Genomic DNA, 26,929 nt, shown 5'->3' with positions numbered 1-26,929 from the left:
TTACTCGCCTCCCAGGTGCGAGGTGTCGCCGAGACGCGCCACGACCTTGGTCTTGATCGGCAGCTTCATCGCGGCGCGCTCGAACGCTTCCGCGGCGAGCGGCCCCTCGACGCCGTCGAGCTCGAACAGGATCCGGCCCGGCTTGACGCGCGCGGCCCAGAACTCGGGCGAACCCTTGCCCGAGCCCATGCGGACCTCGGCGGGCTTGCTCGACACCGGCACGTCCGGGAAGATGCGGATCCAGAGACGGCCCTGGCGCTTGATGTGGCGCGTGATCGCGCGGCGGGCCGCCTCGATCTGACGCGCTGTGATACGATCCGGCTCCATCGCCTTGAGGCCATAGGAGCCGAAGTTCAGCGAGGTGCCGCCCTTGGCATCGCCGTGGATACGGCCCTTGAACGCCTTGCGGAACTTGGTGCGCTTCGGTTGCAGCATTGCCTTATTCCTTAGCGGCGGTCATCGCGCGCGGGGCGCACGCCGGAGGTCTGAGCCTCCATCATGAGGCGATCGGTCGCCATCGGATCGTGCCCGAGGATCTCGCCCTTGAACACCCACACCTTGACGCCGCAGACGCCATACGCGGTGTGCGCCTCGGCATCGGCATAATCGATGTTGGCGCGCAGCGTGTGCAGCGGCACCCGACCCTCGCGATAGCTCTCCGAGCGCGCGATCTCGGCGCCGCCGAGACGGCCGCCGCAATACACCTTGATGCCATCGGCACCCAGACGCATCGCCGACTGCACCGCCCGCTTCATCGCGCGACGGAAGGCGATACGGCGCTCGAGCTGGTCCGCGATGCCCTGCGCGACGAGCTTGGCGTCGACCTCGGGCTTGCGGATCTCGACGATGTTCAGCGACACGTCCGAGCTGGTCATCGCGCCGAGCGTCTTGCGCAGCTTCTCGATGTCCGAACCCTTCTTGCCGATGATCACACCGGGGCGTGCGGCGAAGACCGAGATGCGGCACAGCTTGGCGGGACGATCGATCACCACCTTCGAGATCGCCGCCTGCGGCAGCGTCTTGATGATGTACTGGCGGATCTTGAGATCCTCCAGCAGCAGGCGACGGTAATCGTCGCCCTCGGCGTACCAGCGGCTGTCCCAGGTGCGGTTGATCTGCAGGCGCAGACCGATGGGATTGCTCTTGTGACCCATTAGGCTTCTTCCTGCTCGCGCACGACGATCCGCAGCCGCGAGAACGGCTTGAGGATGCGGGTGGACTTGCCACGGCCGCGCGTGGCGAACCGCTTCATGGTGATCGACTTGCCGACCGAGGCCTCGGCGACGACAAGCGCGTCGACGTCGAGGTTGTGGTTGTTCTCGGCGTTGGCGATGGCCGAGGCCAGCACCTTGCGCGCGTCGATCGCCATCGACTTCCGCGAGAAGGCGAGGATGTTCATCGCGTCGGCCGCCGAACGGCCGCGGATCAGCGCCGCGACGAGGCCCAGCTTCTGCGCCGAACCGCGGATCTGCGTGCCGACCGAGAGGGCTTCCTTCTCGCCGACCTTGCGGGGGGATGCAGGCTTGCTCATCAGCGCTTGCCCTTCTTATCAGCCGCGTGACCCGGGAAGAACCGGGTCGGCGCGAACTCGCCGAGCTTCATGCCGACCATGTCCTCGTTGACCGAGACGGGCACGAACTTGCGGCCGTTGTAGACCGAGAACGTCAGGCCGACGAACTGCGGCAGGATGGTGGAGCGGCGCGACCAGGTCTTGATCGGCGCGCGCCCACCGGCGTCCTGCGCTACCTCGGCCTTCTTGAGCAGGCTCAGTTCGACGAACGGGCCCTTCCAGACAGAGCGAGCCATTACTTCTTCCTCGCGTGGCGGCTACGGATGATCATCTTGTCCGTAGACTTGTTGTGGCGGGTGCGCGCACCCTTGGTCGGCTTGCCCCACGGCGTGACCGGATGACGGCCGCCCGAGGTCCGGCCTTCACCACCGCCGTGCGGGTGGTCGACCGGGTTCTTGGCCACACCGCGCGTCAGCGGGCGCTTGCCCATCCAGCGCGAGCGGCCAGCCTTGCCGAGGTTCTGGTTCTGGTTGTCGGGGTTCGACACCGCCCCGATCGTCGCCATGCACTCGCCGTGGATGTAGCGCTGCTCACCCGAGTTGAGGCGGACGATGACCATGCCGCGATCACGGCCGACGACCTGCACGTACGTGCCGGCCGACCGTGCGATCTGACCGCCCTTGCCCGGCTTCATCTCGACGTTGTGGACGATGGTGCCGACCGGGATCTGGCCCAATTCCATGGCATTGCCCGGCTTCACGTCGGTCTTGCGACCCGCGATCACCTTGTCACCCGGCGCGAGCCGCTGCGGTGCGATGATGTACGCCAGCTCCTCGTCGGGATACTTGACCAGCGCGATGAAGGCGGTCCGGTTCGGATCATACTCGAGCCGCTCGACGATGCCCTCGACGTCCCACTTGCGACGCTTGAAGTCGACGTAGCGGTAGCGCTGCTTGTGACCGCCGGCGATACCGCGCGAGGTCACATGGCCCTTGTTGTTGCGGCCGCCCGACTTGCGCTTGCCCTCGGTCAGCGCCTTGACGGGCTTGCCCTTCCAGAGCGACGACTTGTCGACGAGGACGAGGCCGCGCTGCGCCGGCGACGTCGGATTATAATGCTTGAGTGCCATCTTACTTGGCCCCCTCGGTGACGTCGATCGACTGCCCCTCGCGGAGCGTCACGATCGCCTTCTTGACATCGGAGCGACGGTAGGGCGCACCCTTCCAGCGCTTGGTCTTGCCCTTCTGGACGATCGTGTTCACGCCCGTGACGCTGACGCCGAAGAGCGCCTCCACGGCCGCCTTGATCTGGGGCTTGGTCGCCTTCGTGGCGACCTTGAAGACCACCGCGTTCTGCTCGGAGAGCAGGGTCGCCTTCTCGGTGATGTGCGGCGCGACAATCACGTCATAGTGACGGTTGTCGATCGCCTCTGCCGGCTTAGCCATTGAAGCGCGCCTCCAGCTTCTCGACCGCCGCGCGCGTCAGCACCAGCGTGTCTGCCTTGATGATGTCGTAGACGTTCGCGCCGACCGCCGGGAGCATGTCCACGCCCGGCAGGTTGCGACCGGCGCGGAAGCTCTCGCCCGCCTCGCCGTCGATCACCAGCGTGCGCTTGCCCGTGGTGAGCGTGGCGAAGTGGCCCTTGAGCTCCTTCGTCTTCTGCACCTCGAACGCGTCGAGCACGATCAGCGAGCCGGCCTTGGCATGGCTGCTGAGCGCCATCTTGAGACCGAGCGCGCGAATCTTCTTGTTGAGCCCGGGGTTGAAGTCGCGGACGCGGGCGCCGTGCGCCTTACCGCCGCCGATGAACACCGGGGCGCGGCGATCGCCGTGACGGGCGACACCGCCGCCCTTCTGGCGACCGAGCTTCTTGCCCGAGCGGGCGACGTCGGCGCGCTCGCGCGTGCCACGCGCGGTGGCGCGGCGCTTCTCGAGCTGCCAGGTCACGACGCGGTGCAGGATGTCGGCGCGCGGATCGAGGCCGAAGACCTCGTCGTTGAGCTCGATGTCCGCTGCGTCGGTGCCGGCGAAGGAGGAAACCTTGACCTTCACGTTCAGCCCTCCTGGCCGTCGGTCGCGGGGGCATCGGCCGACGTGTCGGCCGGCGTGTTCGCCGCGCTGTTGTTGTTGGCCGCCGACTTGATCGACGCCGGGAACGGCGCGCTCTCGTGGCGATCCTGCTTGACCGCGTCCTTGACGAACAGCCAGCCTCCCTTCGAGCCGGGCACCGAGCCCTTCACGAAGATGAGGCCGCGCTCGACGTCGGTGCCGACGATCTCGAGGTTCTGCTGGGTGCGGTTCCGGTCACCCATGTGGCCCGCCATCTTCTTGTTCTTGAAGACGCGGCCGGGATCCTGGCGATTACCGGTCGAACCGTGCGAACGGTGCGACACCGACACGCCGTGCGTCGCGCGCAGACCGCCGAAGTTCCAGCGCTTCATCGCACCCGCGAAGCCCTTACCCTGGGTGCGGCCCTGGATGTCGACCAGCTGGCCGGCGACATAATGGTCAGCGGCGAGCTCGGCGCCGACATCGAGGAGATTGTCCTCGGTCACGCGGAACTCGTGCAAGACCGCCTTGGGCTCCACCTCGGCCTTGCCGAAATGGCCGCGCTGCGGCTTGGCGACGTTCTTGCTCTTGGCGACACCGGCGCCAAGCTGGACGGCAGTGTAGCCGTCACGGTCTTTCTCGCGACGGGCGACGACCTGAAGCGCCTCGATCTGCAGGACGGTGACCGGCACGTGGCGGCCGTCGTCCTGGAACAGGCGGGTCATCCCCATTTTCTTCGCGATCACGCCAGTACGCATGATCCCTAGCTCCTTGACAGAGGCACCGCGAGGCCCATCCCCACGGTGCTTGTGACCCTCGCCTCACGGCGCGGATCGGTCAGCCCGGAATGTGCGAAGCGTGCCCCCGTCCCGGGCTGGGCGCTTCCCCAAGGGGAAGCAGACGGGAGACGCTGACCCGGCCACCCGAGAGCGGCCGGCGGTATCTCTGTCCTGTCGTCATGCCGGCGGGTGCCGGCACCTTCTGGTGAGGGATGGTGGCAGACGCCCCACCCTCTCCGTAAAGATCCCGACCTGGGTCGGGATGACGCGAGAGGGATGACTCACCTCTCGCGAGAAGAGGCGCGCTTACGCGAGCTTGATCTCGACGTCAACACCGGCGGCGAGGTCGAGCTTCATCAGCGCGTCCACCGTCTGCGGGGTGGGCTGCACGATGTCGAGCATGCGCTTATAGGTGCGCACCTCGAACTGCTCGCGCGACTTCTTGTCGATGTGCGGGCCACGGTTGACCGTGAACTTCTCGATGCGCGTCGGCAGCGGGATAGGACCACGGATGAGCGCGCCGGTGCGGCGCGCGGTGTCGGCGATGTCGCCGGTCGCCTGATCGAGCACGCGATGATCGAACGCCTTGAGGCGAATGCGGATGTTGCTGTCCATGATCCCTACCAATGCGAAAGAGCGGGGCACTTCCTCCCCCGTCACTCCGGCCGAGACCGAAGCCCTGCTACGCTAGCGCTACGCTGCCACAAGACCCCGGCCGAGACCGGGCTGACGGGACGAGAGCACCTCTTGCTGTTCTCGAACCCAAAGCGAAGGCGCGGCCATAACCGCGCTTCCATTAAAAGGCAACCGCCCGACGCACCATTCGGCGCATCGGGCGGCAGCTTTCGTGACGGGCCGGCGAACCGGCCCGGTACGACTTACTTGGAGATCGCGCTCACCACGCCCGCACCCACGGTGCGGCCACCCTCGCGGATGGTGAAGCGCTGGCCGACGTCCATCGCGATCGGCGCGATCAGCTTGATGCCGAGCGCGACGTTGTCGCCCGGCATGACCATCTCGGTGCCCTCGGGCAGCTCAACGGTGCCGGTCACGTCCGTGGTGCGGAAGTAGAACTGCGGACGATAGTTGGCGAAGAACGGCGTGTGACGGCCACCCTCGTCCTTCGACAGCACGTACACTTCCGACTGGAAGTCGGTGTGCGGCTTGATCGAGCCCGGCTTGCAGAGCACCTGGCCACGCTCGACCTCGTCGCGGGCGACGCCGCGGATCAGCGCGCCGACGTTGTCGCCGGCCTGGCCCTGGTCGAGCAGCTTGCGGAACATCTCGACGCCCGTGACGGTGGTCTTGCGGACGGTCGGGTGAATACCGACGATCTCGACTTCCTCACCGACCTTGACGATGCCGGTCTCGACACGACCGGTAACGACGGTGCCGCGACCCGAGATCGAGAAAACGTCCTCGATCGGCATCATGAACGGCTTGTCGAGCGGACGCTCCGGCTGCGGAATGTACTCGTCGACCGCCTTCATCAGCTCCATGACCGCATCCGGCCCGAGCTTCTGGTTCGAGCCCGACAGCGCGCAGGTCGCCGAACCCTTGATGATCGGAATGTCGTCGCCCGGGAACTCGTACGAGCTGAGCAGCTCGCGGACTTCCAGCTCGACGAGCTCGAGGATCTCCTCGTCGTCGACCAGATCGACCTTGTTCATGAACACGACCATCGCCGGCACGCCGACCTGGCGCGCGAGCAGGATGTGCTCGCGGGTCTGCGGCATCGGGCCGTCGGTGGCCGACACGACCAGGATCGCGCCGTCCATCTGGGCCGCGCCGGTGATCATGTTCTTGACGTAGTCGGCGTGCCCGGGGCAGTCGACGTGCGCATAGTGACGGTTGGCGGTCTCATACTCGACGTGCGCGGTCGAGATGGTGATGCCGCGCTCGCGCTCTTCCGGAGCCTTGTCGATGTTCGCGAAATCGACCGCGGCGTTGCCCGCGACGTTCTCCGCCAGCACCTTCGTGATCGCTGCCGTCAGCGAGGTCTTGCCATGGTCGACGTGACCGATGGTGCCGATGTTCAGGTGCGGCTTGGTCCGCTCAAACTTAGCCTTAGCCATTGTTTCCCTACCTTCTGATTTCCACTGGAGCCGCACTCAGGACTCGCCGTGAAGGCGGCCCCATAGCGGCTCAATTCGGGTTGCGCAAATCCCTAGCCCCGTCAGGGCCGGAACCGGCGGGCCGAGCCTGCGGCGTCTCGGGGCGGAGTCGCCTCCGCCCCGTGCGCCTCAGGCCAGCTTCGCCTTGACCTCGTCGGCGACGTTCTGCGGCACTTCGTCATAATGCGAGAACTGCATCGAGTAGCTCGCACGCCCCTGAGTGAAGGAACGCAACGAGTTCACGTAGCCGAACATGTTCGCCAGCGGCACCATCGCGGTCACCGCCTGCGCGTTGCCGCGCGTGTCGGTGCCCTGGATCTGGCCGCGACGCGAGTTCATGTCGCCGATGACGTCGCCCAGATAATCCTCGGGGGTGACGACCTCCACCTTCATGACCGGCTCGAGCAGCGTGATGCCCGACTTCTGGGCAGCCTCGCGCATCGCGCCGCGCGCGGTGATCTCGAACGCCAGCGCCGACGAGTCGACGTCGTGATAGGCACCGTCGTACAGCACGATATCGAAGTCGATGATCGGGAAGCCGACCAGCGAGCCGGTCGCTGCGGTCTCGCGGAAGCCCTTCTCGATCGCGGGGATATATTCCTTCGGAATGTTACCGCCCTTGACCTCGTCCTTGAAGATGATGCCCGCGCCGCGCTCGCCCGGCGTCAGCTTCACCTTCACGCGACCGAACTGGCCGGTGCCGCCCGACTGCTTCTTGTGCGTATAGTCGATGTCGACCGGCTTCTTGAGGTACTCGCGATACGCCACCTGCGGCGCGCCGACGTTCGCCTCGACCTTGAACTCGCGCTTCATGCGATCGACCAGGATCTCGAGGTGGAGCTCGCCCATCCCCTTGATGATGGTCTGGCCCGATTCGTGATCGGTCGACACACGGAACGAAGGATCCTCGGCGGCGAGGCGGTTGAGCGCGACGCCCATCTTCTCCTGATCGGCCTTGGTCTTCGGCTCCACCGACAGCTCGATCACCGGCTCCGGGAACTCCATGCGCTCCAGGATGATCGGATGCGCCGGATCGCACAGCGTGTCGCCCGTGGTGGTCTCCTTGAGACCTGCCAGCGCGACAATGTCGCCCGCGCGTGCCTCCTCGATGTCCTCACGCGAGTTCGCGTGCATCAGGAGCATGCGACCGACCTTCTCCTTCTTGTCCTTCACCGAATTCATGTAGGTGCCCTTGGTGAGGACGCCCGAGTAGATCCGTGCGAAGGTGAGCGAGCCGACGAACGGATCGTTCATGATCTTGAACGCCAGCGCCGAGAACGGCGCCTCGTCCGACGACGGGCGCTCGTCCGGCGTCTCGCCGTCGAGCTTGACGCCCTTGATCGCCGGGACGTCGAGCGGGCTCGGCAGATAGTCGACCACGGCGTCGAGCAGGGGCTGCACGCCCTTGTTCTTGAACGCCGAGCCGCAGACCACCGGCACGAACGCCATGCTCAGCGTACCCTTGCGGAGCAGCGCCTTCAGCGTCTTGGCATCGGGCTCGTTGCCCTCGAGATACGCCTCCATGGCGTCATCGTCCTGCTCGACGGCGAGCTCGATCAGCTCGCTGCGATACTTCGCCGCCTTCTCGGCCATGTCGTCCGGGATCGCCTGATATTCGAACTTCGCGCCGAGCGATTCCTCAAGCCAGATGATCGCGCGGTTCTCGACCAGGTCGACAAGACCCTTGAAGCCACCCTCGATGCCGATCGGCAGGTACAGCACCGCCGGCTTCGCGCCGAGGCGGTCGATGATCGACTGGACGCAGAAGTAGAAGTCGGCACCGGTACGGTCGAGCTTGTTGACGAAGCACATCCGCGGCACGCCGTACTTGTCGGCCTGGCGCCACACCGTCTCCGACTGCGGCTCCACGCCGGCGACGCCGTCGAAGCAGGCGACCGCGCCGTCGAGCACGCGCAGCGAACGCTCCACCTCGATGGTGAAGTCGACGTGGCCCGGCGTGTCGATGATGTTGATCAGATGCTCGGGGCCGTTGCCCTCTTCGGCCTTCCACTTGCAGGTGGTGGCGGCCGACGTGATCGTGATCCCGCGCTCCTGCTCCTGCTCCATCCAGTCCATCGTGGCGGTGCCCTCGTGGACCTCGCCGATCTTGTAGGACTTGCCGGTGTAGTAGAGGATGCGCTCGGTCGTCGTCGTCTTGCCGGCGTCGATGTGCGCCATGATGCCGATGTTGCGGTAGAGTTCGAGCGGATGGCTGCGGGCCATGACAGGTGGTCCTTCGGACTAGGGGTCGGACGTGAGACGGTTCGCCTACGGGGCGAGATATTTGAGGAGCGCCAGAGCAGCACCGAACAGCGCGGCACCACCGATCAGCCCCTGAGCGAGAAGCAGCCACGGCGACAGCATCCTGTCACGCTCCAGCTTGAAGCGTTCCGCCTCAAGCTTGTACTGCTCGGCGACCAGCTTGTACTGCTCGGCGCTCAGCTTCTCCGCTTCCGCTCGCAGCTTGCGAGCCTCCGCCTCGATCCGCGCCGTTTCCCGGTTCAGTTCGTCGACGGAGGGATCGGGTGCAGTCGCCATCTCTCGGCCTCCTGCACCCGATATAGTCGCTTACCAGCGATAATGCGAGAAGGCGCGGTTCGCCTCGGCCATGCGGTGCGTATCCTCGCGCTTCTTCACCGCGTTGCCGCGGTTGTTCGCGGCGTCGAGCAGCTCGCCTGAAAGACGTGCCGACATGGTGTTCTCGCTGCGGCCGCGCGCTGCGGTGATCAGCCAGCGGATCGCCAGCGCCTGCGCGCGCTCCGGACGGACCTCGACCGGGACCTGGTAGGTCGCGCCGCCGACGCGGCGGCTGCGGACCTCGATACCCGGCTTGATGTTGTTCAGCGCGTCGTGGAACACGCCGATCGGCTCGCGCTTGGCGCGGGTCTCGACGGTCTCCATCGCCGAATAGACGATGCCTTCCGCGACCGACTTCTTGCCGTCGTACATCACGGAGTTCATGAACTTGGAGAGAACCTCATCCCCGTACACGGGGTCAGGCAGGATTTCCCGCTTCTCGGGACGACGACGACGCGCCATGTGGATTTCCTTCTTAGATCAACCGAGCCGCTTGCGGCTCCGGGTCCCGGCCTGCGCCGAGTTGACGTACCGGGCGGCCAGGCGCCGCCCTCCGGTCACTTCGGCCGCTTGGCGCCGTACTTCGAGCGCGACTGGCGACGGTCCTTGACGCCCTGTGTGTCGAGCACGCCGCGCAGCACGTGGTAGCGCACGCCCGGAAGGTCGCGCACACGGCCGCCGCGGATCAGCACCACCGAGTGCTCCTGCAGGTTGTGGCCCTCGCCCGGGATGTAGCTGATGACCTCGCGCTGGTTGGTCAGGCGGACCTTGGCCACCTTGCGCAGCGCCGAGTTCGGCTTCTTCGGGGTCGTGGTATAGACACGGGTGCAGACGCCGCGCTTCTGCGGGTTCTGCTCCATCGCAGGGACCTTGGACTTGGCCTTCTGCGGCTCGCGGCCCTTGCGGACCAGCTGGTTGATCGTCGGCATGAAGCCTTCACCTTATCTGGAGGTTACTTTGCTGGAGCCCTGACAAGACTTGGAATACGAAAAGGACCGTGCGGCAGCCGATCTCGGCGGCCTCAGGCCCTTGATGCATCCAGCAATGTTCAAGCTGCCGGGCAGAAATTGCGTTCCACCCGAACGGAGGCGCCTATACGCGCGCCGGGCGCCTCGGTCAATCGCCCGCCGTCCCGCTCACTTGAGCGGGTCGTGTCCCCAGTTCATCAGCGAGTAGCGCCAGTCCGACTGTTCCTTGTCCTTCGCCGGGCCTCCCTGCGCGAGGTGGCGATGGACGTAGCCGACCACCTTCTTCATGTGCGCGTAATCCTCGTCGGTGAGATCCGCTCTTTTCGTGCGCTTCAGCTCGATGATGCGTCGGCCGGAGCGATGACCGACGCTTTCGCCGTCGCCCTTGCCGTCCTCGCCCTTCCAGCCGACGCGCTTGCTGTCGTCGCTGTCAAGGAAGCCCTCCAGCTCAGCCGGCGCCATGTTGACCGCCTCGTTGAAGTCCTTGGCGACCTGGTCGTGATCGTCGTGCCGCTCGGCCATGTCGTTCTCCTCGCACGGTGAAAGCGCGAGGAGAACGAAGGGTTTCACTGCACCTCGACACCGCCCTTCACCACCGCCACCGGATGCTCCAGCACGGAGACATCGCGCAGCGGATCGCCGCGCACCGCGACCATGTCGCCATAATGTCCGACCGCAATCGCACCGACATCGCCCTCACGTCCCAATGCGCGCGCGGCGCTGGTGGTGGCGGCGCGGATCGCGTCGAGCGGGGTCATGCCCCATTGCACCATCTTGGCGAACTGCTTGGCGTTATCACCGTGCGGATAGACGCCCGCGTCGGTGCCGAAGGTCATGGCCACGCCCATGCGGAAGGCGCGCTGGAAGGTCTGGCGCTGCTTGAGCCCGATCACCCGCTCCTTGTCGAGGCTCTCCTGCTCGGTGCCGTTCTTGGTGCCGGTCGCCAGGATGTAGTCGTCGTTGTAGATATCCATGTCGAACCAGATCTTGTGTTCGATCGCGAGCTTCATCGCCTCGTCCGAGGCGAGGCTGACGTGCTCGATCGTGTCGATCCCGGCGCGGATCGCGGCCTTGATCCCCTCGTCGCCGTGCGCGTGCGCCGCCACCTTGAGGTGGAGCATGTGCGCCTCGTCCGCGATCGCGCGCATCTCCTCCTCGCTGAGCTGCTGCCCGCCGACCGAGTCGCCGAGCGAGAAGACGCCGCCGGTGGCGCAGATCTTGATCACCTCGGCGCCATATTTGTGCAGCCAGCGCACCTTGGCGCGCGCTTCCTCGGGCGAGTTGATCACCGAGGGCAGCTTCTTGTCGTAGGACGGCGGCAGCGCATTGTCGTCACAATGGCCGCCGGTCGCGCCGATGGCGTAGCCCGCGGGCACGATGCGCGGCCCGATCACCCAGCCGCCGTCGATCGCCTCCTTGAGCCCGATGTCCTGGAAGTCGCCGGCGCCGACGTTGCGCACCGTGGTAAAGCCGGCACGCAGCGTCTTGGCCGCGTTGGCGACGCTCACCGCACCCCAGAAGCTGTCGGTGTATTTGAGCGTCTGATAGCCGCCGATCTCGGCGAGGCTGGTGAGATGGACATGCATGTCGATCAGTCCGGGGACGAGCGTGACGTCGCCGAGATCGACCCGGCGCGCATTCGCCGGGATCACGGGTCGGCTCGCCCCGCCGGCGGCGACCGCGGCGATGCGGCCATCGGTGACGACGATCACCGGGTCGGACACGATCGCGCCCTTATCGACGTCAAGCATCCGCGCCGCGGTGACGACAACGGTTTCCGCGCTCGCGGACGCCGCGCCGGCGAGCGCGACGAAGGCCGCGGCGACGCGCGGCAGGACGGTCAGTCTCATGTCAGTTTCCCCTTGTTTCCCGGCACGATGGCCGAGTTCAAACGGCGAAGGAAGAGGGCTGCGGTCGATCGCAGCCGTCAGTCGCGCAGCCGCTCGCTGAGGAAGGCGATCAGCGCCTCGACCCGCGCCGGTCGCAGCGCGCTCGGCGGGGTGAGCAGGTGCAGCCCGATCGGCGCGGGCGCCCAGTCCGGCATGATCTCTACCACCCGCCCCGCAGCGATCCCGGCGCCGACGATGAAGCCCGGCAGCCGCGCGATGCCCAGCCCCGCTTCCAGCGCGGGCACCAGCGCGTCGCCGCTGTTCGCCGCGAGCGGCCCCCGCGCCTTGACCGAGACCTCGCTGCCGTCGCGCGAGCGGAAGCGCCACGGTCCGGTGAGGTTGGTATAGCCCAGCAGCCGATGCTCACCGAGTTGTGACGGATGGGTCGGCGTTCCGTGCGCCGCGAGATAGGCGGGCGCGGCGACGACATGCGACGTGATCGTGCACAGCCGCCGCGCGCGCAGCGAGCTGTCGGGCAGGTCGGCGATCCGCAGCGCCACGTCGAATCCCTCGGCGACGATGTCGACGCGCGAGTCGGCGAGGTGGAGCTCGATCTCGATCGCAGGATGTGCCGCCAGGAAATCGGCGACGACGGGGGCGACATGCTTGAGCCCGAAACTCATCGGCGCCGCCAACCGCACGCGCCCGGCCGGCGCGAGCGCGCCGTCGCGCGCCGCCTCCTCAGCGGCATGCGCCTCGGCGACGATCCGTGCGGCATGGTCGGCGAGCGGGCGCCCCGCTTCGGTCAGCGCGAGCCGGCGCGAGGTGCGATGGAACAGAGACACCTGCAGCTGCGCTTCCAGCCGCGACACACCCTTGGAGACCGTCGCCTTGCTCAGCCCGATCGCGTCGGCCGCCGCGCTGAACGAGCGATGCTCGGCCACCGCGGCGAAGATCGCCCAGGCCTCAAGATCGGGGAGCCGCATCACAGCTTGGCCTAGAGGCCGAAACGATCCGTTTCAATCGGGCGCGTTCCGTTCAGGCCTTCGCTTACCTAGGTTGATCCGACCCGAGCGCGTCAACGGCGCGCGCCCTGCCCCAACCCGCACCAGGAGCCACTGACATGACCAAGGTCCTCGTCCTCTATTATTCGTCCTACGGCCATATCGAAAAGATGGCCGACGCGGTCGCCGAGGGCGCGCGGGCCGGCGGCGCCGAGGTCGACATCCGCCGCGTGGCGGAAACCGCCCCCGCCGAGGTTGTCGCCGCGGCCGGTTTCAAGACCGACACCGCGCATCCCGAAATCGAGGGCCCCGACGCGCTCGCCGGCTATGACGCGATCGTCGTCGGCGCGCCGACGCGCTACGGCCGCATGCCGAGCCAGATGGCGGCCTTCTGGGACACCACCGGCGGGCTGTGGATGAAGGGCGCGCTGGTCGGCAAGGTCGGCGGCGCCTTCACCTCGACCGCGAGCCAGCACGGCGGGCAGGAGACGACGCTCTTCTCGATCATCACCAACCTGCTCCACCACGGCATGACGATCGTCGGGCTCGACTATGGCTTCCAGGGCCAGATGGGCGTCAAGGAAGTGCACGGCGGGACGCCCTATGGCGCCTCGACGCTGGCCGATGGCGACGGTAGCCGCCAGCCGAGCCAGGTCGATCTCGACGGCGCACGCTACCAGGGCAAGCGCATCGCCGAGACCGCGGCCAAGCTGAAGGCCTGAACGGCGAGCGGACGAGGTTTCCGACGACGATGATCGTCATCCCGGCCTTGCGCCGGGATCCGTGGTTCCGCGAAAGCAACGGCTTCGACTTTCGCGATGAGACGGATCCCGGCGCTAGGCCGGGATGACGGGCGTTTGTAACTGGTGCCGAAGGTTAAAGCGCCTCGCCTCTGTGAGCAGCCGCGTCAACGAACGCCATGAAACGGGAACTCCCGAACCTACCTCACCCAGCGGTCGACTCGCGCTCGATCAGCTCATAGTCGACCAGCTCGTCCTCGGCCTCGGCGAGTTCGCCGCGGCGGCCCGCGCGGATCAGCATCTCCGCGGCGCGATAGGCCATAAGCTGGATCGGCTGGCGCACGGTCGTGAGCGCGGGCGAGATCAGCGACGCCATCGTCGTGTCGTCGAACCCGGTCACCGCCAGGTCGCGCGGCAGCCGCAGCCCGCGGCGATGCGCCTCGCCGATCACCCCCGCCGCCATGTCGTCGTTGCTGCACATGATCGCGCTCGGACGATCGGCGGGCGACAGCAGTGCCGAGCCGGCGGCGATACCCGATTCATGGTCGAACCGGCCCTCGAAGAGCAGCCGCGCGTCCGCCGTGATCCCTGCCGCGGCGAGTGCATCGTGATAACCGTGGATCCGGTCGGCACTGTCGGAGTGGTTCGGCGGGCCTGACACGAGCGCAATGCGGTAATGGCCGCGCTCGATCAGGCGCCCCGTCAGCGCCCTCATCGCTGCGCGATTGTCGATCCTGACGGTGGCAGTGCCCGGTAGCGTCGCACCGGTCGCGATCGCGGCCGCGGGCACGCCGAGCGCATCGACCACCCCCGCCTCGCTCAGCAGCTCGGCGAAGGGCGGGATCAGCAGCAGCGCATCGGCGCCGCCGCGCACCAACGCGCGCGCCGCCGCCTCCGCGGCATCGTGGGTGAGCCGCTGCTCTTCGCGCAACAGCAGCTGCAACCCGTGCGCGTTGGTGGCGCGCAGCGAGCCGGTGAGAATGGCATCGAGGAAGGGTGTGCGCGCGCCGCTGTAGATCAGCCCCACTGTCGTGGCGCGCGCACGCGCGAGCAGGCGCGCGCTGACGTTGGGGACATAGCCCAGCTCGTCGATGGCGGCGCGCACCGCCGCAACCGTCGCGGGGGCAGCGCGGCCGGCGCCGTTGATGACGTTCGAGACCGTCATCGGCGAGACGCCGGCGCGCGCCGCAACCGCGCGCATCGTGACCCCGCGCTCGCCGCGCCGCTCGCTCATCGCGCGCGGCCGGTCACGGGCGGGCGCCGCATCGGCTCAGCCGCCGGGCGCGGGGTGGCACGTCGTCAGATCAACCCCGCCTTCTTGGCGTTCACCGCGTGATCGGCCGCGCGGGCGGTCAGCGCCATGAAGGTCAGCGACGGGTTGATGCACGAGATCGAGGCCATTTGCGCACCGTCGGTGACGAACAGATTGGGCGCGTCGTGCGCCTGGCTGAAGCCGTTGAGCACCGACGCGCGCGGATCACGCCCCATGCGCGCGCCACCCATCTCGTGGATCGCGTCACCGGGGACATGCTCGTCCTCGCTGCTGCGGACGTTGAGCAGGCCGGCCTTCTTGAGCATTTCCTCGCCCTGAACGCGCGCGTCCGCCATCATCTTCAGTTCGTTGTCGCGGAAGCGCACGTCGAAGCGCATCAGCGGCACGCCGAAGCGGTCGACTTTGCTCGCGTGAAGCGAGACGTGATTGTCCTCGTACGGCAGGCACTCGCCGAACGCACCCATCGAGAACTGCCACGGGCCGTACTGGCGCATGCCCTGCTTCATCGCGGCGCCAAAGCCCTGCGGCTTCGCGGGATCGCGCCGCGCGCTGCCCTGGTAGCCGTAGCCGCGCTTGAAACCGAGCCCCTCGTCGCCGTTGTTGTTGCGGAAACGCGGAATGTAGACGCCGCCGGGGCGACGGCCGAACTCGATGTATTCCTGCATCCCCGGGATCTCGCCGGCGATGTTGACGCGAAAGATATGATCCATGACGTAGCGGCCGAGCGTGCCGCTATTGTCGAAATAGCTCTTGGTGCTGCCCGGTGCGCGCGAGTTCATCAGGATCTGCGTCGACGCCATCGCCGAGGCGCAGAGGAAGACGATGTCGGCGTTGACCGTCTCGGCCTGCCCGGTCTTGGCATCGACGAACCGCACGCCCGTCACGCGCTTGCGCTGCGGATCATATTCGAGGTTGGTCACCACCGCGTCCGAGCGCAGCGTGAAGCGCCCGGTGGCGCGCGCCGCCGGCAGCGTCACCGCCTGGGTCGAGAAATAGGCGCCGAACGAGCAGCCGCGCCCGCACTGGTTGCGCACCTGGCATTTGCTACGGTTCTGGTCGGGCTTGTCCTCGGTCATATTGGACAGGCGCGTGTTGATCAGCTTGCGCCCGGGGAACTCACCCTCGAGCCGCTGCTTGAACCATTTCTCCGCGACGTTCATCGGCATCGGCGGCTGGAATTGGCTGTCCGGCAGGTAGGGCAGGTTCTCGTGCGAGCCGGAGACGCCGATATACTTCTCGACGTAGTCGTACCACGGCGACACGTCGTCGTAGCGGATCGGCCAGTCGCCGCCGACATTCTCCTTCTTGTTCGCCTCGAAGTCCGCCGGGCTCCAGCGGAAGCACCAGCGACCCCAGATCAGCGACTTGCCGCCGACCGCGGCGGGGCGGATCCAGTAGAACTTGCTGCCCTCGTCATAGGCATAGGGGTTCAGCCGGTCGTTGTTGTAATATTTCTGCGTGCTGGGCGAGACATAGCCGTGCGTGGTGATGAAATAGTCGCTCTTCACCAGCTCCGGCGGCATCATGTCGCGCGCCGGGATCTCATAAGCGGGCTTGCCGTCATAAGTATAGTCGGTCTGATGCTCGACCATGATACCACGGTCGAGCATCAGGACGCGCATGCCCTTTTCGGTCAGTTCCTTGGCGGCGAAGCCGCCGCTGACACCGGAGCCGATGACGATCGCGTCGTATTTGTTGGTAGCAGCCATGATCCCCTCCCGGGATAAGTGTCGTCAGAAGCGCAGCTTGCGCAGCGTCTGGAAGCTGGTGGTGATGTCGGGGATGTAGGGCGCGGGCGACTCGTCGTTCTCGACGTAGAAATGCTTCACGCCGGCCATGCTGTTGAGCTTGAACAGCTTGGCGAAATCGATCGTGCCGAGCCCGACCGAGGTCATGTTGCCGTCGGGGCGCTGGTCCTTGACGTGATAGGCGTAGATCCGCCCCGCCATGCGCTTGATCAGCGCAGCGGCGTCCTCACCGGCGTGGATCGCCCAGTAGAGGTCGATCTCGACCTTTACCAGCTTGGGATCGGTCGCCTTGATGAAGCGGTCATAAAGGCTGATGCCATCCGGCTTGGTGGTGAATTCGAAATCGTGGTTGTGATAGGCGAAGCCCAGCCCGTTCTGTGCCAGCTCGCGCGCGAACTTGTTGAAGTTCGGCAGCGCCGCCTCCCACCCCTCGGCGGTGCGATGCTCCGGCGTCATGAACGGCAGCACGATCGTGTCGGCGCCCAGCGTCTTCGCCATCTTCACGCTGTCGTCGAACTTGTTCAGCAGCAGGTCGTAGCCGACGTGGATCGAGGGCGAGGTCAGGCCCAACCGGTCCATGGTCTTGCGCAGCATGGCGTGATCCATGCTGTCATAGCCACCGCCGCCGTACTCGACCTCGCGATAACCGATCTTCGCGATCTGCGCGAGCGTGGCGACCGGGTCCTTCTGGAAGAGCTCGCGGACGGTGTAGAGCTGGATGCCCACCTTGCCGAGCTGCGCGGCCGACGCGGGCAGCGCGCCCGCGACACCGAGGGCGGCGAGACCGGCGCTGCCGGCCAGGAACGTGCGACGATCCGTCATCATGAGGAATAGACCTTATTGACCTTGGAGTAGAGGAAGGCGCCGTCATACTGGCCGGGCACCGGCAGATACTCGCGCTCCTGCGTGATGCCGATCTCGGACGTGTAATAGCCGATGACCACCATCTGGCGAAACGGCTCGAAGAAGGCCGCACCGCCCGGGATCGTGTCGTTCATCGCCAGCGTCAGCAGCGCGTCCTGCTGCGCCGGGGTGACCGCGGCGGCGCTCTTCTTAAAGTCGGCGCGGCTGCGTGCCTCGATCGCGTCGAGACCGGCGATGATCGGCACCCGGTCGCTCGGCTCGGACCAGTCGGCGAGCAGCTTCTCGATATATTGAGGCACCTCCGCGGCGATCGCGCCGGGCGTGTCGGTGGCGGGGATCACGCGGTCGCTCAGCGCCGTCATCAGCGCCTTCTGTGCCGGTGTAAACACCTGCACCGAGGGCGGCCCGGTGTTGATTACCCCGAACGCCTGCTGCGAGGCCGCGCCGGCGGCGCGCGCGATGGGGGCGAAGAGTTGGCTGCCGAACATCGCGACGATGCCCGCGAGCGCGTCTCTGCGGTCGATCACTTGGTTTCTCCGTTCCGTGCGCCCGCGCGGGCGCCGCTGCTCGTGTTGGTCATGCTTCCTCCCCTGCGACCCGATCGATCGCGCGATAGGCGGCGATCAGCCGCTCCTCGCCCGCGCGCCCCTCGCGCGCATTGCCGTGCTCCATGCCGATCACGCCGGCGTAGCGCTTGTCGCGCAGCCAGCGGACGACGTTGGCGTAATTGATCTCGCCCGTGCCCGGCTCGTTGCGGCCGGGATTGTCGCCGAACTGGATGTAGCCGATCTCGTCCCAGCAGGTGGCGAGCGAGTTGATCAAATTCCCCGACTGAATCTGCTCGTGATAGCAGTCGGCGAGGATCTTGATCGCCGGGCTGTTCACCCCCCGCGCCACGGCATAGCCGGCCGACCAGCTCTGCATGTAGACGTGCGGGTGGTTCACCCGCGTGTTGAGCGGCTCCATCACCAGCACCAGCCCGTGCGGCGCGACGATGTCGCCGGCGCGGCGCATCAGGTCGATCACGCGCGCGGTCTGGATCTCCACCGGTACGCGCGGGTCGAGGAAGCCGGTGACGACGGTGGCGCGTTGCGTATTAAGGCGCTTGGCCACCTCGATCGAGGCGCGCACGTCGGCGAGGAAGGCCTCGCGTTCGGCGCCGTCTTCGCTGCCGAAGATCGGGCGGAATTCCGACCATCTCGGCATGCTCGCGACGAACACACCCATCGCCATGCCGCGCTGTTCCAGCGCCTTGGCCATCGCCTCCTGCTGCGCGACCGGCCGGCCCCTCGCCTCATTGTCCTCCCAGGCGCGAAAACCCTGATCCGCCGCGAAAGCGATCTGCTCGAGCAGGCCCCCGCGGCTCTTGAAGCTGCCCTCGTGCGGCGCGAAGCCGAGCGAGAAATGCGCCGCGTTGGACGTCGCGCCGCGCCGCGCCGTGGCCGCGGACGCCGCCAGCGGCAGCGCCGCCCCGGCGGCGATCAGCGCGCGGCGCGTCGGCGTCACGCGGCGTCGCCGCGCGCGAGCGTGGCGCCGCGTGCGCGCCGCTCCGACAGCCAGATGCCGCCGAACACGAACAGCAGCACCACCGGAAACAGCGCCAGCTTGGCGAAGGACTGCGACGCCGCCGCATCCTCGACCTGGCGCAGCGCGGCGCCGGTCAGCTGCTTGAACGCCTCCGGCCCGCCGGCGATCGCCACCTTGGCCTCGTCGAACATCCCGCCGAGCAGCGGCAGCACGAAGAAGCTCGCCAGCGCGCCGGCCGAGCCGACCAGCCCGATCGCCCAGGCACCGCCGCGCGGGTAGCGCTCGGCGACCGAGGCCAGCATGGTGGGCCACATCGCGCAGACCCCCAGACCCCAGACGGTCGAGGCGAGGATCGCCGCGACCGGCGACTGCGCCAGCGACAGCAGGAACAGACCGATGCCCGCGAGCAGGCTCGAGATCCACAGCAGCCCGGGGTTGGACAGGCGGTTCGCGAGCCGCCCCGCGAAGTGGCGAAACACGAACATCAGCGCGCTGACATAGACCAGCAGCAGGATGCCGCGCATGCCGACGCGGTTGGTCAGCGCGACGTCGAGCCACTGACCCGGCGCGAGCTCGGACGAGGCGGTAAGGAACATCGCGCCGAACCACACGAAGAAGCTCGGCCGGCGGAACACCTCGCCGATCATGTCGCCGAAGCCGGCGCCCTCCACCTCGGCCGGCGGCGCCGGGAAGGTGGTGGTGGCCGCGATCACGATCACGCCAACCGCAGGGATCAGCACCGAGCCCATGATCGCCTGCCACGGCAGCACGTTGGCGAGAAAAACCCCGGCCAGGCCGCCGATGATCAGCCCGCCTGGGTACCAGGCGTGGAGCACGTTGAGCCGATGCGTCGTCTCGTCCGGGTAGAGCCGTGCGGTCAGCGGGTTGATCGAGGCCTCGGCGAGGCCCCAGCCGATCCCGCTCAGCAGCATGCCGAACCAGACGAGATTGTAGACCGCCATCCCGGTGGCGAGATGCCCGGCGCCGACGATCAGCCCGGTGCCCAGCAGGAAGCAGATACCGCAACCGATCAGCACGCGCTTGGCGCCGATCTTGTCGAGCAAGGCGCTGACGATGAACACCGTGATCGCGAAACCGAGAAAGGCGGAACCCAGGGCCGCGCCGATCAGTTCACCCGCCTGAACCGGCGCGATGGGATCGATCCACTCCGCTTTGAGGCTGCTCGCAACCGCGGCGCGCAACGAGGCGCTGATCGCGGCGGTGGCCAGTGCCAGCACGCCGAGCCAGAATAATCGGCTTCGGTTCACTCCTGCCTGCTCCACTCGGTCCTCTCCCTTTTTTCTCTGTCGTTATCGTAGGCGGTGCGGGATCAGCCGAGGCCGAGCAGACGACGATTGGCGCTCGGATCGCTGCCGCCGGCGAAATCGTCGAAGGCGTGCTCGGGGCGTCGAATCATGTGCGCCGCGATGAACGGCGCTCCCTCGCGTGCGCCGTCCTGCGGGTGCTTGAGCGCGCATTCCCACTCCAGCACCGCCCAGCCCGAGTAATCGTACTGGGTGAGCTTGGAGAAGATGCCGCCGAAATCGACCTGCCCGTCGCCGAGCGAGCGGAAGCGGCCAGGGCGATCGACCCAGTCCGAGTAGCTGCCGTACACGCCAGCGCGCCCGGTCGGGTTGAGCTCCGCGTCCTTGACGTGGAACATCTTGATGCGCTCGTGATAGATGTCGATGAACTGGAGATAGTCCATCGCCTGCAGCACCATGTGGCTGGGGTCGTAGAGGATGTTGGCGCGCTGGTGGCCGCCGACCTGGTCAAGGAAGCGCTCGAAGGTGATGCCGTCGTGCAGGTCCTCGCCGGGGTGCAGCTCGAAACAGAGGTCGATCCCCTCTTCCTCGAAGGCGTCGAGGATCGGGGTCCAGCGCCGGCCCAGTTCGGCGAACGCCTCTTCCACCAGCCCGGCGGGACGTTGCGGCCAGGGATAGACGAAGCCCCAGACAAAGGCGCCCGAGAAGGTCGCGTGCGCGCTCAGCCCGAGGCGACGGCTCGCCTTGGCGGCGAGCCGCAGCCGCTCGACCGCCCACTTCTGGCGCTCGGCCGGCTTGCCGCGCAGCTCGGGCGGCGCGAAGCCGTCGAACAGCTCGTCATAGGCGGGATGGACCGCGACGAGCTGCCCCTGGAGGTGAGTCGACAATTCGGTGATCTCCACCCCCGCCTCGCGGCAGCGGCCAATCAGCTCGTCGGCGTAGGTCTGGCTCTCGGCGGCGCGCTCCAGGTCAATGCAGCGCGCGTCCCACGTCGGAATCTGCACGCCGGCATAGCCCGCGTCCGCCATCCAGCGCGCGGCGCTGTCGAGCGTGTCGAAGGGCGCCTCACCCATGAACTGGGCGAGGAACACCCCCGGCCCGCGCATCGCCGGCGCGCCGCTCACTTGAGCGTCTTGAGATAGGCGATGACGGCGGCGCGCTTCGTCGGGTCGGCCATGCCGATCGGCATGCGCGTGCCCGGCACCTTCTTGCTCGGCCCGGCGATGAACTCGCTCAGCGACTTCTCGTCCCAGGTCAGCTTCGACGCCTTGAGCGCGGCCGAATAGTTGAAGCCAGGCGCGGTGCCGGCGGGACGGCCGACGACGCCGTACAGGTTCGGACCGATGCGGTTGGGACCGCCCTTCTCGACCGTGTGGCAGGCCTTGCACGCGGCGAAGGCCGGCGGCGTGGTGGCCTGTGCCGCCAGCGGCGCAGGCATCAGGACGATCGCCGCGGCAGCGACGACCGGAAGAGCGGCTAGTCCGGCGATCAGCTTCATCGCGACTCTCTCCAATTGGTTGTTTGTCGTATGTTTAGCGCTAAACAAGCGGGGATCAACCCGCTTGGTGACGCTGCGTCACCGTGGGACAATGCGACAGGAGAGATGAACGATGGCGCAACGACAAGCACTTCGGCTCGCGATGCTGGGCGGCGGCGAGGGCGCCTTCATTGGCGCGGTCCATCGCATGGCGGCGGGCGTCGACGGCGACTGGCGGCTGGTCGCGGGCGCGTTCAGCAGCGATGCCGCGCGCAACATGCGCAGCGGCGAGTCGCTCGGGCTCGACCCGGCGCGCGTCTATGCCACGTTCGAGGAGCTGCTCGACGCCGAGCGCGCCCTGCCCGAGAACGAGCGCGTCGAGGCAGTCGCGATCGTGACGCCGAACCATCTCCACGCGCCGATGTCGATCGCCGCGCTCGACGCCGGCTTCCACGTCATCTGCGAGAAGCCGATGTCGCTCAACCTGGAGGAGGCGAACGCGATCGCCGCCGCGGTGGAGCGCAGCGGGCGTCACTACGCCCTCGCCTTCACCTACAGCGGCTATCCGCTGGTCGAGGAGGCGCGCGCGCGCGTCGAGCGCGGCGACTTCGGCACGATCCGTCTCGTGCAGGTGGAATATTCGCAGGGCTGGCTGGCGCGCGCCATCGACCGTGACGGCAACAAGCAGGCCGAGTGGCGCACCGATCCGGCGCGCGCCGGCCTCGGCGGCTGCCTCGGCGATATCGGCACCCATGCCTTCCAGCTCGCCGAGCACGTCTCCGGGCTGAAGGTCGAGTCGCTCTGCGCCGAGCTGACCACGCACGTACCAGGCCGCCGCCTCGACGACGACGTCAGCGTGCTGCTGCGCTTCGCCGGCGGCGCGCGCGGCGTGCTCAAGGCGAGCCAGGTCGCGGCCGGGGACGAGAATGGTCTGCGGCTGCGCGTCCACGGCGAACTCGGCGGGCTCGATTGGGCGCAGATGGAGCCCAACACGCTGACGCTGCGCTGGCTCGACAAGCCGGTCGAGGTGCTGCGCACCGGCGGCCCCGCGCTGAGCGACGGCGCCGCGGCGCGGACACGCACGCCGGCAGGCCACCCGGAGGGCTATATCGAGGCGTTCGCCAACATCTATCGCGGCTTCGCGGGCGCCATCCGCGGCGCCGCGCCGGCGATGTGGTATCCCGGCGTTGACGACGGCGTGCGCACCATGGCCTTCGTCGAGGCGGTGGTCGGCAACGCCCAGTCGGACGTGAAGTGGAGCGCGCTGGGGTGATCGCGGCGGCGCGGCGGGGCTGCTCCCGCCGCGCCCGTCGGTTCAGGGCTTGGCCGGCGGCTCGGCACCGAGCGACTTGTTCTCCTTGGCAGCGGGATCGACCGAGGGCGCCCCCGAGGCCGGCGTGCCGGTGTTCGACAGATCGGCGGTGTTGCCCTTCGCGCTCTCGGTGACGTTGGCGACCGCCTGGTCACCCGCCGCCGGCGCGGCGCCGGCCGCGGGGGCCGCGGGCAGCGGCAGGTTCGAGCCCTGCTGGTTCAGATAAGCGATGACATTGGCGCGGTCCTGCGGGTTGCCCAGGCCGGCGAAGGTCATCTTGGTGCCGTTGGCGAATTTCCGCGGGCTGGTCAGCCACGCGTTCATCTTGTCGAAGTCCCAGGTGCCGCCGACCGACTTGAGCGCATCCGAGAAAGCGAAGCCCGCCTTGCCCTGCGCGATCCCCTCGCCCAGCGTGGCGTAAAGGTTCGGGCCGATGCCGTTGGCGCCGCCCTGGTTGATCGTGTGGCAGGCGGCGCACTTCTTGAAGACCTCGGCGCCCTTGGCCGGATCGGCGCTGCCGAGCAGCGCGGCGATCGGCACCTCGGCAGCGGCGGCGCCGCCGCCGGCCTCCTCGACACCCTCGATCGCATAGCCCATCTTCTCCGGACGTTCGCCGTGGAAGACTTGGCTGCCGACGATCGACAGCCCCAGCGCGACTCCGGCACCCGCCAAGACCCAGCCGAAAATCGTGTTGCTACGATCGTCCATGTCGCCCGTGTGCCCCTCTCTAATTAGGTCGATCCATAGAAAAGCCGCCACCGCACCGCAAGCGCTTGAGCGGCACGCCGCGCTCTTCTACGCGCCGGAGCCGAGATGGACAGCTACGCCGCCCCCGCTTTACCGATCGTCGCGCGCCTGAGCGAGGCTGCCGCGCGCGCGCCCGAGAACGCCGTCGCCTTCCAGGGCGCGCCCGGCGCCAACAGCCATGTCGCGGTTGGCGAGGCCTTCCCGGAGGCGCTGCCGCTGCCCTGCTTCAGCTTCGACGACGCGCTCGACGCGGTGAAGCAGGGTCGCGCCGCACGAGCCCTGATCCCGATCGAGAACTCGCTTCACGGCCGTGTCGCCGACATCCACTTCCTGCTGCCCGAATCCGGTCTGGTGATCATCGGCGAGCATTTCCTGCCGATCCGCCACGCGCTGATCGGCCTAGGCCCGCGCGAGGCCGTCTCCAGCGCGATGAGCCATCCCCAGGCGCTCGGCCAGTGCCGCCACTGGCTCAAGGCGCACGGCATCGCGCCAGTGAGTTACCCCGACACCGCCGGCGCCGCCGCGGTGGTGGCCGAGCTGGGCGACCCGAGCGTCGCGGCGCTCGCCCCACCCGGCGCGGCGGCGATCTACGGGCTCGAGCTGCTCGCCACCGACATCGCCGACGCCGACCATAACATGACTCGCTTCGTCACGCTGGCGCGCGAGGGCGTCCCGCCGGAAGGTGACGGGCCGTGGATGACGACCTTCATCTTCGCGGTGAAGAACGTGCCCGCCGCGCTCTACAAGGCGATGGGCGGCTTCGCGACCAACGGCGTCAACATGACCAAGCTGGAGAGTTACCAGCGCGGCGGCAGCTTCGCCGCGACCGAATTCTACGCCGACGTCGAGGGTCGTCCCGGCGATCCCGGCTTCGACCGCGCGATGGCCGAACTGGGTTTCCACGCCAAGCAACTACGCGTGCTCGGCTCCTACCGCCAGGCGCGCAAACGCGGCTGACCACCCCCTTGCACGCGCCGCGCCCGGTCCTATCGTGCAACGCGACGACATGGGTGGGGACAGACGCGTGATGAAGACCTTGCTGCTCGCCGGCGCCGCGCTCCTGGCCGTCGCGGGTTCGCCCGCCTGGGCGCAGACCGCTTCGCAGCCGCCGCGCGCGGCGAAGAAGCCGCATCAGGTCGCCTCGCCCAACGGCACGCGCGAGGACGATTATTACTGGCTGCGTGACGACACCCGCAAGAACCCCGACATGCTCGCCTATCTCGCCGCCGAGAACGCGTACGCGGACGCGACGCTGGCGTCGCTTAAGCCGCTACAGGACAAGCTGTACGGCGAGACGGTGAGCCATATCAAACAGGACGACAGCAGCGTCGCCTATCGTGAGCGCGGCTATTACTACCAGAGCCGCTTCACACCGGGCGCCGACTATGCGATCACCGAACGCCGCAAGGGCACGCCCGAGGCGCCCGCCGAAGTGCTGTTCGACCAGCCTGCCATGGCAAAGGGGCATAACTTCTTCGCACTGAGCAATTGGTCGGTGAGCCAGGACAATCGGCTGGTGGCCTATGCCGAAGACACCGTCGGCCGGCGGCAATATGTGCTGAAGGTCAAGGATCTCACCACGGCGCAGCTGCTGCCGGACACGATCACCAATGTCGAGCCCAACCTCGTCTGGGCCGACGACAATCGCACCCTCTTCTACATCGCCAAGGATCCGGTGACGCTGCGCGGTTATCGCGTGATGGCGCACGTGCTCGGCACGCCGATGAGCGCGGACCGCCTCGTCTATGAGGAGAAGGACGACACCTTCCAGATGGGGATCAGCCGCACCAGCGACGATCGCTTCCTCTGCATCTCGGTCTCGGCGACGGTCAGCGACGAGCAGCGCTGCGCCCCCGCCGCGGCGCCGACCCGCTTCGCGCTGGTGGCGCCGCGCGCGCGCGAGTTCCGCTACGGCGCGGATCACATGGGTGATCGTTGGATCATCCGCACCAACCGCGATGCGCCCAACTATAAGCTCGTCACTGTCGCCGACCGCGAGCTCGCCCGCGGCGTCACCGCCTGGCGCGACCTGACGCCGGCGAGCGACAGCGTCTTCATCGAGGACTTCAAGCCGTTCCGCGGCTTCATCGCGCTCGACCAGCGCGAGGGCGGCAACCGCATGATCCGGCTGCTGACCGACGGGCGATCCGCACCGGTGAAGGCCGATGAGCCGGCCTACCAAATGGAGCTGGCGGTCAACGCCGAGCCCGACACCGACTGGGTGAGATACACCTACGACTCGCTCGTCACCCCGACGACCACCTATGAGGTCAATGCGAGGACAGGCGAGCGCCGCGTGCTCAAGGTCGCGCCGGTGCCCGGCTACGACCCGTCGAACTACGTCACCGAGCGGGTCTGGGCAACCGCGCGCGACGGCACCAAGGTCCCTGTCTCGGTGGTGTACCGCAAAGGCGTCAAGCGCGACGGCACCGCGCCGCTCTTCCAATATGCCTATGGCAGCTATGGCCTGTCGATGGACCCGGCGGTCGACCCGGCGCGGATCGCGATGCTCGACCACGGCGTGGTCTACGCACTCGCCCATATCCGCGGCGGGCAGGAGATGGGGCGCGGCTGGTACGACGACGGCCATCTGCTGCACAAGAAGAACAGCTTCACCGACTTCGTCGACGTGACGCGCTACCTCGTGGCGCAGAAGTACGCGGCGCCCGGCCGGGTGGCGGCAATGGGTGGCAGTGCTGGCGGGCTGCTGATGGGCGCGGTCGCGAACATGGCACCGCGGGACTATGCGCTGATCATCGCGCAGGTGCCGTTCGTCGACGTCGTCACGACCATGCTCGACGCCTCGATCCCGCTGACCACCTTCGAGTATGACGAATGGGGCAACCCCGCGCAGAAGCCCTATTACGATTACATGCTGAGCTACTCGCCGTACGACAATGTCGCGGCCAAGGCCTATCCGGCGATGTATGTCAGCACGGGGCTTTGGGACAGCCAGGTGCAATATTACGAGCCGACCAAATGGGTCGCGCGGTTGCGCGAGCTGAAGACCGGGGACGCGCCGCTGGTCTACCGGGTCAACATGGAGGCGGGCCACGGCGGCAAGTCGGGCCGTTTCGAGCGCTACCGCCAGAGCGCGGAATGGCAGGCGTTCGCGCTGCAGCGGCTGAAGGTCGCGGACTGACAGG

30 protein-coding genes are annotated in these 26,929 nt (G+C 67.5%); 4 read left to right on the top strand and 26 right to left on the bottom strand.

Annotation, left to right across the window (positions count from 1 at the left end):
* The 17 genes from rplP to QBJ89_RS12210 all read right to left on the bottom strand — a co-directional run bounded on the left by rplP (position 1) and on the right by QBJ89_RS12210 (position 12,812).
* Positions 1 to 435, bottom strand: a complete 435-nt coding sequence (gene rplP / locus QBJ89_RS12290; protein WP_219753899.1) for a 50S ribosomal protein L16 — start codon at positions 433 to 435, stop codon at positions 1 to 3.
* An 11-nt stretch (positions 436 to 446) separates the two neighbouring features.
* Entirely contained in the window at positions 447 to 1,154 is a 708-nt protein-coding gene (gene rpsC, locus QBJ89_RS12285) for a 30S ribosomal protein S3 (protein ID WP_223012383.1), read from the bottom strand.
* A complete protein-coding gene (gene rplV, locus QBJ89_RS12280; RefSeq protein ID WP_277980778.1) occupies positions 1,154 to 1,531 on the bottom strand; it encodes a 50S ribosomal protein L22 in 378 nt (125 codons plus the stop codon). Before rplV ends, rpsC begins: the two co-directional genes overlap by 1 nt.
* Positions 1,531 to 1,806 (bottom strand): 30S ribosomal protein S19, encoded by a 276-nt coding sequence (gene rpsS, locus QBJ89_RS12275; protein WP_277980777.1) that lies wholly within the window; start codon positions 1,804 to 1,806, stop codon positions 1,531 to 1,533. The genes rplV and rpsS overlap by 1 nt, the downstream gene beginning before the upstream one ends.
* The gene (rplB, locus tag QBJ89_RS12270; protein WP_277980776.1) at positions 1,806 to 2,639 is read right to left on the bottom strand and encodes a 50S ribosomal protein L2; all 834 of its coding nucleotides are present in this window, start codon (positions 2,637 to 2,639) and stop codon (positions 1,806 to 1,808) included. Before rplB ends, rpsS begins: the two co-directional genes overlap by 1 nt.
* A gap of 1 nt (position 2,640) precedes the next feature.
* Positions 2,641 to 2,955 (bottom strand): 50S ribosomal protein L23, encoded by a 315-nt coding sequence (locus QBJ89_RS12265; RefSeq protein WP_219753903.1) that lies wholly within the window; start codon positions 2,953 to 2,955, stop codon positions 2,641 to 2,643.
* On the bottom strand, positions 2,948 to 3,562 hold the full coding sequence (gene rplD / locus QBJ89_RS12260) for a 50S ribosomal protein L4 (protein WP_277980775.1): 615 nt from the start codon (positions 3,560 to 3,562) through the stop codon (positions 2,948 to 2,950). Before rplD ends, QBJ89_RS12265 begins: the two co-directional genes overlap by 8 nt.
* A gap of 2 nt (positions 3,563 to 3,564) precedes the next feature.
* Positions 3,565 to 4,317 carry a 50S ribosomal protein L3 gene (gene rplC, locus QBJ89_RS12255; protein WP_277980774.1) on the bottom strand — a complete coding sequence of 251 codons (753 nt, stop codon included), beginning with the start codon at positions 4,315 to 4,317 and terminating at the stop codon, positions 3,565 to 3,567.
* 327 nt (positions 4,318 to 4,644) lie between these two features.
* On the bottom strand, positions 4,645 to 4,953 hold the full coding sequence (gene rpsJ / locus QBJ89_RS12250) for a 30S ribosomal protein S10 (RefSeq protein WP_007406109.1): 309 nt from the start codon (positions 4,951 to 4,953) through the stop codon (positions 4,645 to 4,647).
* Between the two features lie 263 nt (positions 4,954 to 5,216).
* Entirely contained in the window at positions 5,217 to 6,413 is a 1,197-nt protein-coding gene (tuf, locus tag QBJ89_RS12245; protein WP_277980773.1) for an elongation factor Tu, read from the bottom strand.
* 168 nt (positions 6,414 to 6,581) lie between these two features.
* Entirely contained in the window at positions 6,582 to 8,675 is a 2,094-nt protein-coding gene (gene fusA, locus QBJ89_RS12240; RefSeq protein WP_277980772.1) for an elongation factor G, read from the bottom strand.
* Positions 8,676 to 8,720: 45 nt separating this feature from the next.
* Positions 8,721 to 8,990 (bottom strand): hypothetical protein, encoded by a 270-nt coding sequence (locus QBJ89_RS12235; protein ID WP_223012380.1) that lies wholly within the window; start codon positions 8,988 to 8,990, stop codon positions 8,721 to 8,723.
* 30 nt (positions 8,991 to 9,020) lie between these two features.
* Complete coding sequence (gene rpsG / locus QBJ89_RS12230; RefSeq protein WP_219753909.1) at positions 9,021 to 9,491, bottom strand: 30S ribosomal protein S7; 471 nt, start codon at positions 9,489 to 9,491, stop codon at positions 9,021 to 9,023.
* A gap of 95 nt (positions 9,492 to 9,586) precedes the next feature.
* Positions 9,587 to 9,958 carry a 30S ribosomal protein S12 gene (rpsL, locus tag QBJ89_RS12225; protein WP_029936467.1) on the bottom strand — a complete coding sequence of 124 codons (372 nt, stop codon included), beginning with the start codon at positions 9,956 to 9,958 and terminating at the stop codon, positions 9,587 to 9,589.
* A gap of 207 nt (positions 9,959 to 10,165) precedes the next feature.
* A complete protein-coding gene (locus QBJ89_RS12220) occupies positions 10,166 to 10,519 on the bottom strand; it encodes a DUF3140 domain-containing protein (protein ID WP_277980771.1) in 354 nt (117 codons plus the stop codon).
* Positions 10,520 to 10,563: 44 nt separating this feature from the next.
* Positions 10,564 to 11,847, bottom strand: a complete 1,284-nt coding sequence (locus tag QBJ89_RS12215; RefSeq protein ID WP_277980770.1) for a metal-dependent hydrolase family protein — start codon at positions 11,845 to 11,847, stop codon at positions 10,564 to 10,566.
* 77 nt (positions 11,848 to 11,924) lie between these two features.
* Entirely contained in the window at positions 11,925 to 12,812 is an 888-nt protein-coding gene (locus QBJ89_RS12210; protein ID WP_277980769.1) for a LysR family transcriptional regulator, read from the bottom strand.
* A 137-nt stretch (positions 12,813 to 12,949) separates the two neighbouring features.
* Here QBJ89_RS12210 and wrbA point away from each other — a divergent pair, with 137 nt between their 5' ends.
* Entirely contained in the window at positions 12,950 to 13,552 is a 603-nt protein-coding gene (gene wrbA / locus QBJ89_RS12205; RefSeq protein ID WP_277980768.1) for an NAD(P)H:quinone oxidoreductase, read from the top strand.
* Between the two features lie 223 nt (positions 13,553 to 13,775).
* Here the strand turns inward: wrbA and QBJ89_RS12200 are convergent, their stop codons facing one another.
* From QBJ89_RS12200 to QBJ89_RS12165, 8 genes are all read right to left on the bottom strand, one after another.
* The gene (locus QBJ89_RS12200) at positions 13,776 to 14,804 is read right to left on the bottom strand and encodes a LacI family DNA-binding transcriptional regulator (RefSeq protein ID WP_277980767.1); all 1,029 of its coding nucleotides are present in this window, start codon (positions 14,802 to 14,804) and stop codon (positions 13,776 to 13,778) included.
* Between the two features lie 65 nt (positions 14,805 to 14,869).
* A complete protein-coding gene (locus QBJ89_RS12195) occupies positions 14,870 to 16,552 on the bottom strand; it encodes a GMC family oxidoreductase (RefSeq protein ID WP_277980766.1) in 1,683 nt (560 codons plus the stop codon).
* Positions 16,553 to 16,576: 24 nt separating this feature from the next.
* A complete protein-coding gene (locus QBJ89_RS12190) occupies positions 16,577 to 17,416 on the bottom strand; it encodes a sugar phosphate isomerase/epimerase family protein (protein ID WP_277980765.1) in 840 nt (279 codons plus the stop codon).
* A complete protein-coding gene (locus QBJ89_RS12185; protein ID WP_277980764.1) occupies positions 17,413 to 17,982 on the bottom strand; it encodes a gluconate 2-dehydrogenase subunit 3 family protein in 570 nt (189 codons plus the stop codon). Before QBJ89_RS12185 ends, QBJ89_RS12190 begins: the two co-directional genes overlap by 4 nt.
* Positions 17,983 to 18,031: 49 nt before the next feature.
* On the bottom strand, positions 18,032 to 18,961 hold the full coding sequence (locus tag QBJ89_RS12180; protein WP_277980763.1) for a hydroxypyruvate isomerase family protein: 930 nt from the start codon (positions 18,959 to 18,961) through the stop codon (positions 18,032 to 18,034).
* Positions 18,958 to 20,250, bottom strand: coding sequence for an MFS transporter (locus QBJ89_RS12175; protein ID WP_277980762.1), 1,293 nt, complete (start codon positions 20,248 to 20,250; stop codon positions 18,958 to 18,960). The genes QBJ89_RS12180 and QBJ89_RS12175 overlap by 4 nt, the downstream gene beginning before the upstream one ends.
* Before the next feature lie 62 nt (positions 20,251 to 20,312).
* Positions 20,313 to 21,353, bottom strand: a complete 1,041-nt coding sequence (locus tag QBJ89_RS12170; RefSeq protein WP_277980807.1) for a sugar phosphate isomerase/epimerase family protein — start codon at positions 21,351 to 21,353, stop codon at positions 20,313 to 20,315.
* A gap of 14 nt (positions 21,354 to 21,367) precedes the next feature.
* Complete coding sequence (locus tag QBJ89_RS12165; RefSeq protein WP_277980761.1) at positions 21,368 to 21,745, bottom strand: c-type cytochrome; 378 nt, start codon at positions 21,743 to 21,745, stop codon at positions 21,368 to 21,370.
* Between the two features lie 112 nt (positions 21,746 to 21,857).
* Here QBJ89_RS12165 and QBJ89_RS12160 point away from each other — a divergent pair, with 112 nt between their 5' ends.
* Positions 21,858 to 22,997, top strand: a complete 1,140-nt coding sequence (locus QBJ89_RS12160) for a Gfo/Idh/MocA family protein (RefSeq protein ID WP_277980760.1) — start codon at positions 21,858 to 21,860, stop codon at positions 22,995 to 22,997.
* A gap of 42 nt (positions 22,998 to 23,039) precedes the next feature.
* Here QBJ89_RS12160 and QBJ89_RS12155 read toward each other — a convergent pair whose 3' ends face one another.
* Positions 23,040 to 23,744, bottom strand: a complete 705-nt coding sequence (locus QBJ89_RS12155; protein WP_277980759.1) for a c-type cytochrome — start codon at positions 23,742 to 23,744, stop codon at positions 23,040 to 23,042.
* A 105-nt stretch (positions 23,745 to 23,849) separates the two neighbouring features.
* Here QBJ89_RS12155 and QBJ89_RS12150 point away from each other — a divergent pair, with 105 nt between their 5' ends.
* Both QBJ89_RS12150 and QBJ89_RS12145 read left to right on the top strand, forming a co-directional pair.
* Positions 23,850 to 24,740: a prephenate dehydratase gene (locus QBJ89_RS12150; RefSeq protein WP_277980758.1), complete on the top strand. Its 891-nt coding sequence runs from the start codon at positions 23,850 to 23,852 to the stop codon at positions 24,738 to 24,740.
* Between the two features lie 70 nt (positions 24,741 to 24,810).
* Positions 24,811 to 26,925, top strand: coding sequence for a S9 family peptidase (locus QBJ89_RS12145; protein ID WP_277980757.1), 2,115 nt, complete (start codon positions 24,811 to 24,813; stop codon positions 26,923 to 26,925).
* Positions 26,926 to 26,929: the final 4 nt, after the last annotated feature.

The sequence above is a fragment of the Sphingomonas phyllosphaerae genome (assembly GCF_029623345.1).
In the GTDB taxonomy this organism is placed as follows: domain Bacteria; phylum Pseudomonadota; class Alphaproteobacteria; order Sphingomonadales; family Sphingomonadaceae; genus Sphingomonas; species Sphingomonas phyllosphaerae_C.
This window is presented reverse-complemented; position numbering and strand designations above follow the sequence as displayed.

Coding starts and splice junctions, on each gene's coding strand:
- rplP (WP_219753899.1), bottom strand. CDS start 435: ATGCTGCAACCGAAGCGCACCAAGTTCCGCAAGGCGTTCAAGGGCCGT.
- rpsC (WP_223012383.1), bottom strand. CDS start 1,154: ATGGGTCACAAGAGCAATCCCATCGGTCTGCGCCTGCAGATCAACCGC.
- rplV (WP_277980778.1), bottom strand. CDS start 1,531: ATGAGCAAGCCTGCATCCCCCCGCAAGGTCGGCGAGAAGGAAGCCCTC.
- rpsS (WP_277980777.1), bottom strand. CDS start 1,806: ATGGCTCGCTCTGTCTGGAAGGGCCCGTTCGTCGAACTGAGCCTGCTC.
- rplB (WP_277980776.1), bottom strand. CDS start 2,639: ATGGCACTCAAGCATTATAATCCGACGTCGCCGGCGCAGCGCGGCCTC.
- QBJ89_RS12265 (WP_219753903.1), bottom strand. CDS start 2,955: ATGGCTAAGCCGGCAGAGGCGATCGACAACCGTCACTATGACGTGATT.
- rplC (WP_277980774.1), bottom strand. CDS start 4,317: ATGCGTACTGGCGTGATCGCGAAGAAAATGGGGATGACCCGCCTGTTC.
- rpsJ (WP_007406109.1), bottom strand. CDS start 4,953: ATGGACAGCAACATCCGCATTCGCCTCAAGGCGTTCGATCATCGCGTG.
- tuf (WP_277980773.1), bottom strand. CDS start 6,413: ATGGCTAAGGCTAAGTTTGAGCGGACCAAGCCGCACCTGAACATCGGC.
- fusA (WP_277980772.1), bottom strand. CDS start 8,675: ATGGCCCGCAGCCATCCGCTCGAACTCTACCGCAACATCGGCATCATG.
- QBJ89_RS12235 (WP_223012380.1), bottom strand. CDS start 8,990: ATGGCGACTGCACCCGATCCCTCCGTCGACGAACTGAACCGGGAAACG.
- rpsG (WP_219753909.1), bottom strand. CDS start 9,491: ATGGCGCGTCGTCGTCGTCCCGAGAAGCGGGAAATCCTGCCTGACCCC.
- rpsL (WP_029936467.1), bottom strand. CDS start 9,958: ATGCCGACGATCAACCAGCTGGTCCGCAAGGGCCGCGAGCCGCAGAAG.
- QBJ89_RS12220 (WP_277980771.1), bottom strand. CDS start 10,519: ATGGCCGAGCGGCACGACGATCACGACCAGGTCGCCAAGGACTTCAAC.
- QBJ89_RS12215 (WP_277980770.1), bottom strand. CDS start 11,847: ATGAGACTGACCGTCCTGCCGCGCGTCGCCGCGGCCTTCGTCGCGCTC.
- QBJ89_RS12210 (WP_277980769.1), bottom strand. CDS start 12,812: ATGCGGCTCCCCGATCTTGAGGCCTGGGCGATCTTCGCCGCGGTGGCC.
- wrbA (WP_277980768.1), top strand. CDS start 12,950: ATGACCAAGGTCCTCGTCCTCTATTATTCGTCCTACGGCCATATCGAA.
- QBJ89_RS12200 (WP_277980767.1), bottom strand. CDS start 14,804: ATGAGCGAGCGGCGCGGCGAGCGCGGGGTCACGATGCGCGCGGTTGCG.
- QBJ89_RS12195 (WP_277980766.1), bottom strand. CDS start 16,552: ATGGCTGCTACCAACAAATACGACGCGATCGTCATCGGCTCCGGTGTC.
- QBJ89_RS12190 (WP_277980765.1), bottom strand. CDS start 17,416: ATGATGACGGATCGTCGCACGTTCCTGGCCGGCAGCGCCGGTCTCGCC.
- QBJ89_RS12170 (WP_277980807.1), bottom strand. CDS start 21,353: ATGCGCGGGCCGGGGGTGTTCCTCGCCCAGTTCATGGGTGAGGCGCCC.
- QBJ89_RS12165 (WP_277980761.1), bottom strand. CDS start 21,745: ATGAAGCTGATCGCCGGACTAGCCGCTCTTCCGGTCGTCGCTGCCGCG.
- QBJ89_RS12160 (WP_277980760.1), top strand. CDS start 21,858: ATGGCGCAACGACAAGCACTTCGGCTCGCGATGCTGGGCGGCGGCGAG.
- QBJ89_RS12155 (WP_277980759.1), bottom strand. CDS start 23,744: ATGGACGATCGTAGCAACACGATTTTCGGCTGGGTCTTGGCGGGTGCC.
- QBJ89_RS12150 (WP_277980758.1), top strand. CDS start 23,850: ATGGACAGCTACGCCGCCCCCGCTTTACCGATCGTCGCGCGCCTGAGC.
- QBJ89_RS12145 (WP_277980757.1), top strand. CDS start 24,811: ATGAAGACCTTGCTGCTCGCCGGCGCCGCGCTCCTGGCCGTCGCGGGT.